A 12368-nucleotide genomic window follows, 5' to 3' on the forward strand; every position below is an offset into this window, starting at 1 on the left:
GATGTGTCAGTGCAGATTTCGTCATACTTAAGCTGGATCCTGGCCCTGCCCCTGCTGGCAGCATGCGCCAGCCCCGGGAACCAGGCCGAAGTCCTCGCCCAAAAGCTCAGCGCCGACATCCTGGCCAGCAGCAGCGCCACGCTGACACTGGAAAAATGGTGTGCGGACCACGCCATCGCTGCCGAGCCGAAAATCGTCGCCCGCCTGGTGCGCGCGGCAGTCCAGCCCGCCAGCAGCGAGACACTTGCCCGCCTGGGCGTGACACAGGCCGAGGTGAAATACCGCCGCGTACAGCTATATTGCGGCACACACCTGTTTTCCGAAGCAGACAATTGGTACGTTCCGCGCCGTCTGACGCCGGAAATGAACCGCCTGCTGGATGAAACCGACACGCCATTCGGCAAGGCCGTGCAGGCGCTGGCGCCCTCTCGCCGCACTCTCTCCCGTACCACCTTGCACTCGCCCACCGCACTGTTTGAACATGCCGCGGTACTGTACTCCGCCTCCCAGCAGCCCATCGCCGAAGTGCGAGAAACCTACCAGCGCGGGGTTCTCGCCTTTTTGTAGTCGAGCTGTCACAATTGCACGCGACAAGAACCGCAAGGAGCAACGCGTGAACGAAAAAGACACCTCAAAAGACCTGCCAGCCAGCCCTGCGCGGCGCCGCATCTTCCAGGCAGCCGGCGCCGCCGGCCTTGCCGCCAGCCTGCCCGGCGTGACTGCAGCTCCGGCGGTGAAATCGACGCAGCCGGCCAAGGCCATGTCGCTGGACGACAAGCTGCAGGCCAACGTCAGGAACGTGGTGGTGATCTACCTGGAGAACCGCAGCTTCAACAACCTGTTCGCCGACTTCCCCGGACTGGCGTCGCCGATGTCGGCCCTGAAGCCGGCCGACTACCAGCAGCGCGACTACGACGGCAGCATCCTGCCAACGCTGCCCAAAGTATGGGGCGGCCTGGTGCCAGTGCCGCAAGACATCGCCGGCAAGCGCTATGAGGTCAAGGAAGACCAGCTGACCGGCCTGCCGAACGCGCCCTTCAAGCTGGTCGACGCTGAAGGCAAGCCGCTGCCGGAATCGGTCATTACGCGCGACCTGTGGCACTTGTTCTACCAGAACCAGATGCAGATCAATGGCGGCAAGAACGACAGCTTTGTCGCCTGGGGCAATACCGGCGGCATGGTGATGGGCTACTACGGCGAGACGGAAAAGAATCTCGGCCTGTGGCAGGTGGCGCGCCAGTACACCTTGTGCGACAACTTCTTCATGGCGGCCTTCGGCGGCTCCTACCTGAACCACCAGTTCCTGGTCTCAGGGCGCTGCCCGGTATACCCGAATGCCGCCAACAGCCCGGCCAAGCGCAAGATCGCGGTACTGTCCGACGGTCCGACCGGCCACACCCTGGCCCTTGATCCAAAGAGCCCGAAATCCGCACTGGACGGCCGGCCGCATTATGTGAATGACGGCGCCATCACGCCGGACGGTTTCGCGGTCAACACCATGGCCCCACCCTACCAGCCAAGCTTCGTGCGCCCCGCGCCCGGCGGCGACCCGCTGCACGCCAACCCGGAAGATCCAGCCTACCTGCCGCCGCAAACCCACGACACCATCGGCGACCTGCTCTCGCGCAAGGGCGTGAGCTGGGCATGGTACGGCGGCGCCTTCCAGGCTGCGCTGGAGCACAAGGGCGGCGGCAGCAAACCAAACTTCCAGTACCACCACCAGCCGTTCAACTACTTCGCCAGCTTCGCCCCGGGCACCGCGCAACGCGCAGCCCACATCCGCGACGGCGGCCTGGGTGACAGCCCGATATCGAACAAATTCCTGGCCGATGTGGTGGCGGGCAAGCTGCCTGCAGTGAGCTTCTACAAGCCGCAGGGCAACCTGAACCTGCACGCTGGCTATTCCGACATCGAATCCGGCGACCAGCACATCGTCAACGTGCTGGAGCACCTGAAGAAATCGCCGCAATGGGAAAACATGGTCGTGGTGCTGACCTTCGACGAAAATGGCGGCTGGTGGGACCACGTAGCGCCGCCCAAGGGCGATCGCTGGGGCCCGGGTTCGCGCGTCCCGGCCATTATCGTGTCGCCATTCGCCAAGAAGTCGACGGTGGACCACAGCTTCTACGACACCACCTCGATCCTGCGCTTCATCACCCGCCTGCATGGCCTGCCCTTGCTGGAAGGCCTGGCCGAGCGCAACAAGGCCTTCGCCGAACGCGGCGCCTTGCCGCCGGGCGACCTGACGGGAGCCCTCGCCTTCCGTTGACATGGTTGCCCGTGTTACAATCCGCCCGTTCTTAAAGGAAGCCCGACTGATTCAGCCGGGCTTTTGTTTTCGGCGACGGATTATGAGAGATAAAAAAGACAACGCGACAATCGACCTGCCAGGCTTCGGACCTGCCGAGCCGATGGCGCCGGAGGCCAAGCTTCCGCCGCCGCCGCGCGTTCGCCGCTCTCCGCGCAAACAGGAACAACTCGACCTGCTTGGCGAACTCGGCCCGACCGACGCCAGCGGCCTGCCAATCTGGCAAAATGATCCCAACCTGGACCTCACCGGCCTGCCGATCTGGCAGCGGGACTAAAAAATGACTTCTTTCGCCGCCCTGCCACTGTCCGAAAAACTCCTTGCCAACCTGGACTCGCTGGGCTACCGCGAAATGACCGAGATCCAGGCGCAAAGCCTGCCAGCCATCGTTGAAGGCCGCGACCTCATTGCGCAAGCCAAGACCGGCAGCGGCAAGACTGCGGCCTTCGGCATCGGCATGCTGTGCAAGCTGAATACCGCCTGGTTTGCCGTGCAGGGACTGGTGCTCTGCCCCACGCGCGAGCTGGCCGATCAGGTAGCCAATGAATTGCGCCGCCTGGCGCGCTGCGTGCCCAATGTGAAGGTGGTGGTGCTGACCGGCGGTACGCCGATGCGGCCGCAAATCGCCTCCCTCGAATTCGGCGCCCACATCGTGGTCGGCACGCCGGGCCGCGTGCGCGACCACCTGTCGCGCGAATCGCTCGACCTGTCGAATGTCCGCACCCTGGTGCTCGATGAAGCGGACCGCATGACGGACATGGGCTTCTACGACGAGATTGCCGGCATCGTGCGCGCCTGCCCCAAGCGCCGCCAGACACTGCTGTTCTCGGCGACCTACCCGGACGACATTCGCCAGGCGACGGAAGCCTTCCTGGCCGACCCGATCGAAGTCACCGTGGAAGCGCAGCACAGCGGCGCGCAGATCGAGCAGCGCTTCTACGAAATCGGCTTTGACGATCGCGATAAGGCTGTCGGCAAATTGCTCAAGCACTACCAGCCGGCTTCCGCCATCATCTTCTGCAACACCAAGGTGCACTGCAAGGAATTGCTGGATGAATTGCATGCAGAGGGCTTCTCGGCACTGGCCCTGTATGGCGAACTCGAACAGCGCGAACGCGATGAAATACTGGTACTGTTCTCCAACCGCAGTTGCTCGATCCTGATCGCCACCGACGTGGCCGCACGCGGCCTCGACATCGCCAACCTGGAAGCGGTCATCAACGCCGACGTATCGCGCGATACCGAAGTTCACATCCACCGCATCGGCCGCACCGGCCGCGGCGGCGAAAAAGGCCTGTCGCTGACCTTGTGCGCGCCGAACGAGAAGAAGTGGGTGAAGCTGATCGAAGACTACCAGGGCGGCGCCCCGGTCGAGTGGCACGACATCAAGGAGCTGGCGGAAGACGATTTCGTGAACGCCGAACCGGCGCCGATGCTGACGCTCTGCATCGCGGGCGGCAAGAAGGAAAAGCTGCGCGCAGGCGACGTGCTGGGCGCGCTGTGCGGCGACGGCGGTTTGACCAAGGAGCAGGTCGGCAAGATCAATGTCACCGAATTCCAGACCTACGTCGCGCTCGATCGGCGTGTCGCCCACGACGCTTTCTCACGCCTGAAAGCCACCAGCACCGTGCCGGGCGGCGACTTTGGCAGCTTCAAAGGCCGCAACTTCAAGATGCGATTTATTGAAGTTTAAGCGCGGATGGAAACGCTGGCGGGGAATTGCGGCGCGCGGCGGACCATTGTGGCCTGTTCAAAAGCGTAGGCCATGCCGATCAATGCCGCCTCACTGAAGGCAGTGCCGACGAAAGACAAGCCGACTGGCAAGCCCCGCACGTAGCCCGCAGGCACCGTGATGTGCGGATATCCGGCCACCGCTGCTGGCGAAGAAAAACTTTTGCCGTAGTGGTCGCCGTTAATGAAGTCTGTCAGCCATGCAGTACCGTCCGTCGGCGCAACCAGGGCATCCAGTTCGTGCGCTTTCAACACCAGGTCGATGCCCTCTTTTCGCGAATAACGGTGATTGTTGGCCAGCGCATCCTGGTAGGCCTGGCTGTCGAGGCCCGGCTTGGCTTGCGCGCGCTCCAGGTATTCCTGGCCGAAGTATGGCATTTCAAGCTTGGCGTTCTGCTTGTTGAAAGCGATCAGGTCGGCCATGTTCTTGACCCTCGCATTCGGCGCGTAGTCGCGCAAATAGGCCGCGAGGTCGACCTTGAATTCATGCAGCAGCACTTCGGTTTCGCTGTCGCCGTACTTCTCCGTGTTGGGCACCTGTACATCAACCAGGATTGCACCTTGCGCCCTCAACGCTTCCAGCGCCTTTTCGATTTCAGCATCGACGCCGTCGCTGCCGCCGAAGAAATTGCGGGCAACGCCGAGGCGCTTGCCGCGTAATGCATCGCGCTTCAGGGCCGACGAATAATCGGCAGCCTTGCCGGCGCCATCCTGCGTGACCGGATCCTTTGGGTCGATGCCCGCCATCGCGGCCAGCATCAATGCGGCGTCGGAAACGCTGCGCGCCATCGGCCCTGCTGTGTCCTGGGAATGCGCGATGGGAATGATGCCGCTGCGGCTCACCAGGCCAATTGTCGGCTTGATGCCGACCAGGCCGCAAATCGATGCGGGCGACACAATGGAGCCGTCGGTCTCGGTGCCTACCGCCAGCGTCGCCAGCCCGGCGGCAATCGCTGCACCGGAACCGGAACTCGAGCCGCTGCAGTTGCGATCCAGCGAATACGGATTGCGGGTCAGGCCGCCGCGCGCACTCCATCCGCTGACGGAGTGGCTGGAGCGCATATTCGCCCATTCGCTCAGGTTGGTCTTGCCGATGATGACCGCGCCGGCTTCACGCAAACGCGCCGCCACGTGCGAGTCGCGTGCTGCCCGGACACCGGCCAGCGCCAGCGATCCGGCTGTAGTGCTCATGCGGTCTGCCGTCGCGATATTGTCTTTGAGGAGCACGGGAATGCCGTGCAGCGGACCGCGCACGCGCCGCTGATGGCGCTCACGATCCATTTCGCGCGCAATCTTCAACGCCTCAGGATTGATTTCGATGATGGAGTTAATGCGGGGGCCCGATTTGTCGATCGTATTGATCCGCGACAGGTATTGCGAGGTAAGCGCATGTGAGGTCAGCTTGTTGGCGGCCATCAGGTCTTGCTGATGCTGGACTCCGGCATCCAGCACGGACGGCACCGCCGCCTGCGCACGCGGCAAACCAGCTGCGCCGCCGGCAGCCAACCCCAACTTCACGAACCCCCTTCGATCCATCTGGTACGCCCTCTGTCAAGAAAAGCACAAACCAGTAGAATACCAGCATGTTGCAAGCAATTAATACTGCTAAAAAGTAAAAAAGCCCGCATCGACGGGCTTTTTATTGCGAATTTGCAACAGTTTGCTGCAATTAGGCGCGAACGACCTTCTTGAACTCGTGGGTACGGGTGTCGATTTCGACCACGTCGTCCTGGGACACGAACAGTGGCACCTGGATCGAGAAGTTGCGGCCTTCGATGGCGTTTTCCAGCTTGGCTTCCTTCAGCACGTTACCGGAGGTGTTGCCCTTCACTGCTGGCTCCGAGTAAATGATCTGGCGAGCGATGGTGGTTGGCAGTTCCACGGAAATTGCCTTGCCGTCGTAGAAGACAGCTTCGCATTCCATACCGTCTTTCAGGTAGTTGACTGCTTCGCCCATGTTCTCTTCTTCGATCTCGTACTGGTTGTACTCTTCGTCCATGAACACGAACAGTGGATCAGCGAAGTACGAGTAGGTCACTGGCTTCTTGTCCAGAACGACCACGTCGAACTTGTCGTCGCCGCGGAACACGTTTTCCAGCGGGGCGCCGGTCAGCAGGTTTTTCATCTTCCACTTGTAGGTGAAGCCAGTGCGCGACGAGCCGTTGACGTCGGAACGCAGAACGATGAATGGCTTGTCTTCAACCATGATGATGTTGCCGACACGAATCTCTTTTGCGAATTTCATAGCGAATATATACCGGTTAAGGGGAGTTGCAGTAACCGCGCATTATAGCACGGGTTGTAATGTATTACCTGAGCGATGCACAAAATTTAGTCAAATTCGTGGCCAGATCGCCGTTGGCCAGGATTTTTTGTTGCCATTCCGACGACTTTGCCGAAATTTCAGGCATTGCCGTGGCGAAGGCTTTCCACAGCCTCGGCCAGTCGCCTTGCGCCGCGCCGTTCCAGCACAGCGAGAACTCGTCGAACGCACTGCCTGCCGAATAGCGCTGCAGGAAAGCGCGCAACTTCTTATGGTGCAGGTTTTCATCTTGCGCGTAAATGTGCCAGATGAAGGATTTGCCAGCCCATTGCGCCCGCACCCAGGAATCTTCGCCACGCACGAAGTTCAGCTCGCAGGACCAGAGCAGCTTGTCGTAATCCTGCTGCGGCACGAATGGCAGCACACGCACCGTGAGCGCACCTTCGCTGCGCACCGCGCCCGGCACAGCAGGTTGGCCAAGGAAGTTAGCAACGGCCTCAGTCGCCACGCCCTCAGGCACCAGGCAAGTGACCTGCCGCCCGCCATCGCGCCACGCCGCAAACAACTGCGCCACTGGCGCGTAGGGATAGCAGAACAGCGAAACCTTCATTGCTGCCGCCTCTGCTTCCGTTACGCCTAGCGAGGACCAGAAAGCCGATACGGCAGCGGGATCGGAAATATAGGCGCGGCGCTCGGCTTCAAGGTCTTTTTCGTACAGGAGCCCGCCTGTTTTTTCAGTAAAGCCGGGGAAGAAGAAATACTTGGTCAGCGGCAGGCGCGGATGCTTGGACGGCAGGCCATGGCAGCCTTCCACCCACTCTTCCGCGCTCAAGCCTTCAAGGTTCAGCCACACCGGGCGCTCCGGGCGCTGCGCCATCGCGGCAATATAGCCAGGCGGTATGTCGCAGGCAAAGAATTCGATCACGATGTCCGCCACATCGTCCGACGCAAACTCACCCTCTTGCGCAGCCCAATGACGCACGGCGATGCCGTCAATATGTTGCAACTCGGCAGCTGCGTCGACTTGCGGACAAATGCGTTGGAACGAACGCAAGTCATCAACCCACAGCCGGACGGCGATGCCGTGCTCACGCTGCAGTTGGCGCGCCAGGCGCCAGCAAATGCCGATGTCGCCGAAGTTATCGACAACTTTGCAAAACAGATCGAGGGACAAGCTGGTAGACATAGGCCGGAAAATGAAAAAGCCGCACTAGGCGGCTTCATTCTAATCTGTGGCGTCCCCACGGGGATTCGAACCCCGGTACTCACCGTGAAAGGGTGATGTCCTAGGCCTCTAGACGATGGGGACCCTGGACTTGCACTACGCTTTGAAATGACTTGGCGTCCCCACGGGGATTCGAACCCCGGTACTCACCGTGAAAGGGTGATGTCCTAGGCCTCTAGACGATGGGGACGTCGTAAAAGCGTGCGCGAATTATATCAGCGTGCAAGCCTCATTTCAAGGGCGCAACGGCGAAGTGTTCGATGCGATTGGTGTTCACATAATGTGACTCCGCCGACATCATCCCCACCAGCACAAGAATCGCCAGCGGTGGCAAGGTAATCGCAAAGATCAGCGCCAACCGCTCCCACTTCATGTGCATGAAAACCGCGATGATGAAGCCGGCCTTCAGCATCATCAGCGTGAGGATCAGGCCCCAGCGCAGCAAGCCGTGAACGTGGAAGAAGTCCACCAGGTAGGAGAAGAAACTCAATACGAACAGCAGGATCCAGACTTTGACATAGGTCCCGATCGGATGCTGTTGATGGGCGGCGGTAGCTTCGGACATGGCGGCCTCCTACCAGAGATAGAACAATGCAAAGATGAATACCCAGACAAGGTCGACAAAGTGCCAATACAGGCCGGTGATCTCGACGATGTCATAGCCCTTTTTCTCGTAATGCCCATTCAATACGCGCCGTGCGATGATCGAAAGGTAGACCACGCCCGCCGACACGTGCAGCCCGTGGAAACCGGTAATCATGAAGAAGCACGATCCGAACTGCGCCGCTCCCATAGGGTTGCCCCATGGCCGCACGCCTTCGTGAATCAGCTTGCTCCACTCAAAGGCTTGCATGCCGACGAACAGCAGGCCAAAACCGGCAGTCACGAGCATCAATATCGCCGCCATCTTGCGGTTGCGCTGGTAGCCGTAATTGACCGCCATCGCCATCGTGCCGCTGCTGGTAATCAGCACGAAGGTCATGATCGCAATCAGGATCAGCGGGTAGTTGGTGCCGGCGATTGTGAGCGAAAATACTTCGCTGGGATTCGGCCACGCCGAAGTGGTGGCCATGCGCACCGACATATAGCCGGTGAGGAAGGTGCCGAAAATGAAGGTATCGCTAAGCAGGAAGATCCACATCATTGCCTTGCCCCACGGGACGCGGAACGCGACGCGGTCGCCCGCCCAGTCGGAGACGAAGCCTTTCATGTCGTTGGTGCCGGTATCCATACCTCACCTCACTGGAATGCCTATCGTTGTGCAGAAGGCCCTGACCAGGTCCGGCGTCACCAGATACAGCAAGGCGAACACCGCCAGCCAGAGGACAAACAGGAAATGCCAGTACTGCGCGCACAGGCCGATCGCCTCTCCCGCCCTGCGCACTGCAAACGCTCCAGCCACCATGCCGCCCAGCACGTGCGCGGCATGCAGGCCGGTGATCAGATAGAAGAAGCTGTTGGCCGGATTGGCCGCCACACCATAGTCGGCGGCGGTCATCGCCTGCCAGGCATAGAACTGGGAAAGCACGAACATTGCCGACAACACCAGAGCGCCAATCGCAGTGCTGCGCGCCGCTTCGCGCCGGCCGGCAGCGGCATGCCGCCGCGCCAGCTCCCAGGCCAGGCTGCATGACACCAGCAATCCGGTGCTGCAATACAGTTGCCACGGCACGTAGGCGATGGGACGCCAGTCTTCATAAGCGGCCCGCATCATGTAAGCCACGCCGAACAGGCCGAACAAGGTAGTGACCACCACCATGAAGACCCAGAGTCCGACGCGGCGCGCGTCATCCGGCCAGGCCGGGCCGCTGCCGCGCGCACCGTGCGGGCCGCCCTCGCCTCCTGGTTGGCCAGGAATCCCGCCGCCGGCCCGCAACGTTGCATTGGCACTCATTTCGGCACCTCCGCCGGGTCATGGTGTGGCGTCAGGTGCGCCTTAGGATGCGGCGGCGGAGCGTGCGGATCCGGACCGTACTCCGGACCAGCATTCTGCGGAATGTAATCGCCGCCAGCGCCGGGGCCGTCGACGCCATATTCGTAGGCGCCGCGATGCACGGACGGAAGCTCTGGCCCCCAATTGCCATGTTCCGGAGGAGTTTGCGGCGTGTACCATTCGAGGCTGGCGGCACGCCAAGGGTTGCCCCCTGCCACGGTGCCCTTGCGCGCGCTCCACGCCAGGTTGAACAGGAACAGCAACTGCGCCACGCCGACGATCAGCGCCGCCACCGAGATAAAGGCATTCAGCGTATGCGCCGACTCGGGGATGAAGGCGTAATTTTCGTAAGCGTAGTAACGGCGCGGCATGCCAAGGATGCCCAGATAGTGCATCGGGAAAAAGATCGCGTAGGCGCCGATAAAGGTAATCCAGAAGTGCGCCTGGCCCAGCGTTTCGCTATACATGCGGCCCGTCACTTTGGGGTACCAGTGATACAGGCCGCCGAACACCGCCAGCACCGGCGACACGCCCATCACCATATGGAAGTGCGCCACCACGAAGTAGGTATTCGACAGCGGAATATCGACGCTGACGTTGCCAAGGAACAGGCCAGTCAGCCCGCCAATCAGGAAGGTACTGATAAAGCCCAGGGCGAACAGCATCGGCACCGTCAAATGGATGTCGCCGCGCCACAAGGTCAGGGTCCAGTTATAGACCTTCAGCGCAGTCGGCACCGCGATGATCAGGGTCGTGGTCGCAAAGAAGAATCCGAACCACGGATGCATGCCGCTGACATACATATGGTGCGCCCACACCACGAAGCTCAAGCCGCCGATGATCACGATGGCCCACACCATCATGCGGTAGCCGAAGATGCACTTGCGGGCATGCACGCTGATCAGGTCGGAAATCACGCCAAAGGCAGGCAAGGCCACGATGTACACCTCCGGGTGGCCGAAGAACCAGAACAGGTGCTGGAACAGCAGCGGGCTGCCGCCCTTGTAGTCGAGCTGTTGCCCCATCGAGACCAGGGCCGGCATGAAGAAGCTGGTGTGCAGCGCCTTATCGAACAGCATCATCACCGCGCTGACGAACAGTGCCGGGAATGCCAGCAGCGCCAGGATGGTCGCCACGAATATGCCCCACACCGATAGCGGCATGCGCATCAGCGTCATGCCGCGCGTGCGCGCCTGCAGCACGGTGGTGACGTAATTCAGGCCGCCCATGGTGGCCGCGACGATGAAGATCGCCAGCGACACCAGCATTACGATAATGCCCCACTCCACGCCCGGCGTGCCCGGCAAGATCGCTTGCGGAGGATACAGCGTCCAGCCCGCGCCGGTCGGCCCGCCCGGCACGAAGAAGCTCACGCACAGCACGACCACCGCCAGCAGGTAGAACCAGTACGACAGCATGTTCAGGAACGGGAACACCATGTCGCGCGCACCGACCATCAGAGGAATGAGGTAATTCCCGAATCCTCCGAGGAACAATGCCGTCAGCAGGTACACCACCATGATCATGCCGTGCATGGTAATGAACTGGTAATAGCTGTTCGGGTCGATGAACTTGAATTGGCCGGGGAAACCAAGCTGTAGCCGCATAAGGTCCGACAGGATCAGGCCAACCGTGCCGATGAACAGCGCTGTCAGCGTGTACTGGATCGCGATCACCTTGTGGTCCTGGCTCCAGACGTATTTGGTCCAAAAGCTTTGCGGGGCGTGATGGCCGTCATCGTCGTGGCCGTGTTCTTCACCATAAGACATGCGAGGTCTCCTCAGCGTACAGTCTTGATGTAGTCGATCATCGCCGCCATTTCTTCATCGCTTAGCTGGTTCGGCGGCATGATGTTCGGGAAGCCCTTGACCACTTTGGCCTTGGGGTCGTTGATGGACTGCTTCAGGTAGGCTTCATCCACCGCGACGGTAGTGCCGCCTTCCAGCGTCTCCTGCCTGCCAAACAACCCTTTCCAGGTCGGGCCGACGCTGGGCGCCCCGTCTACGCTGTGGCAAGCCACGCAGCCTTTCGATTGCGCGATCAGCCTGCCCTGCTTGCCCGGCTCCGCAGGGCCGCCGACACCGCCCACGGCGCCATGGCCGCTGAAGGTCGGCTGCTTCGCAAGCCAGGCATCGTAGACGGCCTGCTCCTCGACCACGACGGCGCTGCGCATATTCGAATGCCCAACACCGCAAAGCTGGGCGCACAGCACTTCGAAGCGCCCGGTTTGCGTTGGCGTCAGCCAGAAATGCGTCACCAGGCCTGGTACCATGTTCATGCGGGTGCGGAATTGCGGCACGTAGAAATCGTGCAGCACGTCCTGCGCACGCAGCATGACCTTGACCGGCTGGTTGAGCGGAATATGGATCTCGCTGCCGTCCACCAGCACATCATCCTGCCCGGCCGGATCTTCCGGGTTGATGCCGAAGGGATTGGTGGCATTGATGAAGCGCACGTCCGTCGCGCCGAGTTTATTGTCCTTGCCAGGCAGCCGGAAATGCCAGTCCCACTGTTTGCCCATCACTTCGAACACGCTGGCATCAGCCGGCGGCGAAATCAGTTTGGCATACACGTTCAGGCCAGGCGCCAGCATCGCCACGATGCCGAGCGAGGTGGCGCCGATCAGCCACCACTCCAGCTTGCCGTTATGCGATTCCGCGGCGGCGCGATGGCCCTCGCGGTGGCGGAACTTGACCACGGCGTAGGCGACAAACAGGTGGATGATGATGAAGAGAGCGGCGCAGATCACGAGCGTGATCATCAAAGCATCGTCCATCGCCTGCCAGTTGGAGGCTATGGGAGTCAGCCACCATGGGCTGAGCCAGTGAAAAATAATCGCGCCAAGAACAATCAGGATGAGGGAGATTGCCAACGCCATAATGATAAGCCCGGTTAGTTATGGGGAAAC

Annotated in this window: 12 protein-coding genes and 2 tRNA genes; 4 read left to right on the forward strand and 10 right to left on the reverse strand. The window is 61.0% G+C overall.

Going from position 1 to position 12368, the window contains the following annotated elements:
* Positions 1-9: 9 nt before the first annotated feature.
* From ACN9MZ_RS19875 to dbpA, 4 genes are all read left to right on the forward strand, one after another.
* Positions 10-567, forward strand: coding sequence for a hypothetical protein (locus tag ACN9MZ_RS19875; protein WP_426338667.1), 558 nt, complete (start codon positions 10-12; stop codon positions 565-567).
* 46 nt (positions 568-613) lie between these two features.
* A complete protein-coding gene (locus ACN9MZ_RS19880; protein WP_426338668.1) occupies positions 614-2269 on the forward strand; it encodes an acid phosphatase in 1656 nt (551 codons plus the stop codon).
* 82 nt (positions 2270-2351) lie between these two features.
* Positions 2352-2585, forward strand: coding sequence for a hypothetical protein (locus tag ACN9MZ_RS19885; RefSeq protein ID WP_426338669.1), 234 nt, complete (start codon positions 2352-2354; stop codon positions 2583-2585).
* Positions 2586-2588: 3 nt separating this feature from the next.
* Positions 2589-4001: an ATP-dependent RNA helicase DbpA gene (gene dbpA / locus ACN9MZ_RS19890; RefSeq protein WP_426338670.1), complete on the forward strand. Its 1413-nt coding sequence runs from the start codon at positions 2589-2591 to the stop codon at positions 3999-4001.
* On the opposite strand, the gene ACN9MZ_RS19895 is transcribed toward dbpA, so the two are convergent.
* From ACN9MZ_RS19895 to ACN9MZ_RS19940, 10 genes are all read right to left on the reverse strand, one after another.
* On the reverse strand, positions 3998-5575 hold the full coding sequence (locus tag ACN9MZ_RS19895; RefSeq protein ID WP_426338671.1) for an amidase: 1578 nt from the start codon (positions 5573-5575) through the stop codon (positions 3998-4000). The two genes, dbpA and ACN9MZ_RS19895, sit on opposite strands and share 4 nt — an antisense overlap.
* Positions 5576-5708: 133 nt before the next feature.
* The gene (locus tag ACN9MZ_RS19900; RefSeq protein WP_130311408.1) at positions 5709-6284 is read right to left on the reverse strand and encodes an elongation factor P; all 576 of its coding nucleotides are present in this window, start codon (positions 6282-6284) and stop codon (positions 5709-5711) included.
* 64 nt (positions 6285-6348) lie between these two features.
* Entirely contained in the window at positions 6349-7488 is a 1140-nt protein-coding gene (gene earP, locus ACN9MZ_RS19905; RefSeq protein WP_426338672.1) for an elongation factor P maturation arginine rhamnosyltransferase EarP, read from the reverse strand.
* 47 nt (positions 7489-7535) lie between these two features.
* Positions 7536-7611: transfer RNA gene (locus tag ACN9MZ_RS19910), tRNA-Glu, on the reverse strand.
* Between the two features lie 30 nt (positions 7612-7641).
* A tRNA-Glu gene (locus ACN9MZ_RS19915) sits at positions 7642-7717 on the reverse strand.
* 39 nt (positions 7718-7756) lie between these two features.
* Entirely contained in the window at positions 7757-8092 is a 336-nt protein-coding gene (locus ACN9MZ_RS19920; protein WP_426338673.1) for a cytochrome C oxidase subunit IV family protein, read from the reverse strand.
* A 9-nt stretch (positions 8093-8101) separates the two neighbouring features.
* Positions 8102-8758, reverse strand: coding sequence for a heme-copper oxidase subunit III family protein (locus ACN9MZ_RS19925; protein WP_426338674.1), 657 nt, complete (start codon positions 8756-8758; stop codon positions 8102-8104).
* Positions 8759-8761: 3 nt separating this feature from the next.
* Complete coding sequence (locus ACN9MZ_RS19930) at positions 8762-9421, reverse strand: bb3-type cytochrome oxidase subunit III (protein ID WP_426338675.1); 660 nt, start codon at positions 9419-9421, stop codon at positions 8762-8764.
* Complete coding sequence (gene ctaD, locus ACN9MZ_RS19935) at positions 9418-11229, reverse strand: cytochrome c oxidase subunit I (protein WP_426338676.1); 1812 nt, start codon at positions 11227-11229, stop codon at positions 9418-9420. Before ctaD ends, ACN9MZ_RS19930 begins: the two co-directional genes overlap by 4 nt.
* An 11-nt stretch (positions 11230-11240) precedes the next feature.
* A complete protein-coding gene (locus tag ACN9MZ_RS19940) occupies positions 11241-12338 on the reverse strand; it encodes a cytochrome c oxidase subunit II (protein ID WP_426338677.1) in 1098 nt (365 codons plus the stop codon).
* Positions 12339-12368 lie beyond the last annotated feature (30 nt).

The sequence above is a fragment of the Pseudoduganella sp. S-14 genome (genome assembly GCF_049913285.1).
Classification (GTDB): domain Bacteria; phylum Pseudomonadota; class Gammaproteobacteria; order Burkholderiales; family Burkholderiaceae_D; genus Rugamonas.

What these genes read in the sequence shown, in the direction of transcription:
- ACN9MZ_RS19895 (WP_426338671.1), bottom strand. Translation starts at nt 5,575, where the DNA reads ATGGATCGAAGGGGGTTCGTGAAGTTGGGGTTGGCTGCCGGCGGCGCA.
- ACN9MZ_RS19920 (WP_426338673.1), bottom strand. Translation starts at nt 8,092, where the DNA reads ATGTCCGAAGCTACCGCCGCCCATCAACAGCATCCGATCGGGACCTAT.
- ACN9MZ_RS19900 (WP_130311408.1), bottom strand. Translation starts at nt 6,284, where the DNA reads ATGAAATTCGCAAAAGAGATTCGTGTCGGCAACATCATCATGGTTGAA.
- dbpA (WP_426338670.1), top strand. Translation starts at nt 2,589, where the DNA reads ATGACTTCTTTCGCCGCCCTGCCACTGTCCGAAAAACTCCTTGCCAAC.
- ctaD (WP_426338676.1), bottom strand. Translation starts at nt 11,229, where the DNA reads ATGTCTTATGGTGAAGAACACGGCCACGACGATGACGGCCATCACGCC.
- earP (WP_426338672.1), bottom strand. Translation starts at nt 7,488, where the DNA reads ATGTCTACCAGCTTGTCCCTCGATCTGTTTTGCAAAGTTGTCGATAAC.
- ACN9MZ_RS19940 (WP_426338677.1), bottom strand. Translation starts at nt 12,338, where the DNA reads ATGGCGTTGGCAATCTCCCTCATCCTGATTGTTCTTGGCGCGATTATT.
- ACN9MZ_RS19930 (WP_426338675.1), bottom strand. Translation starts at nt 9,421, where the DNA reads ATGAGTGCCAATGCAACGTTGCGGGCCGGCGGCGGGATTCCTGGCCAA.
- ACN9MZ_RS19925 (WP_426338674.1), bottom strand. Translation starts at nt 8,758, where the DNA reads ATGGATACCGGCACCAACGACATGAAAGGCTTCGTCTCCGACTGGGCG.
- ACN9MZ_RS19885 (WP_426338669.1), top strand. Translation starts at nt 2,352, where the DNA reads ATGAGAGATAAAAAAGACAACGCGACAATCGACCTGCCAGGCTTCGGA.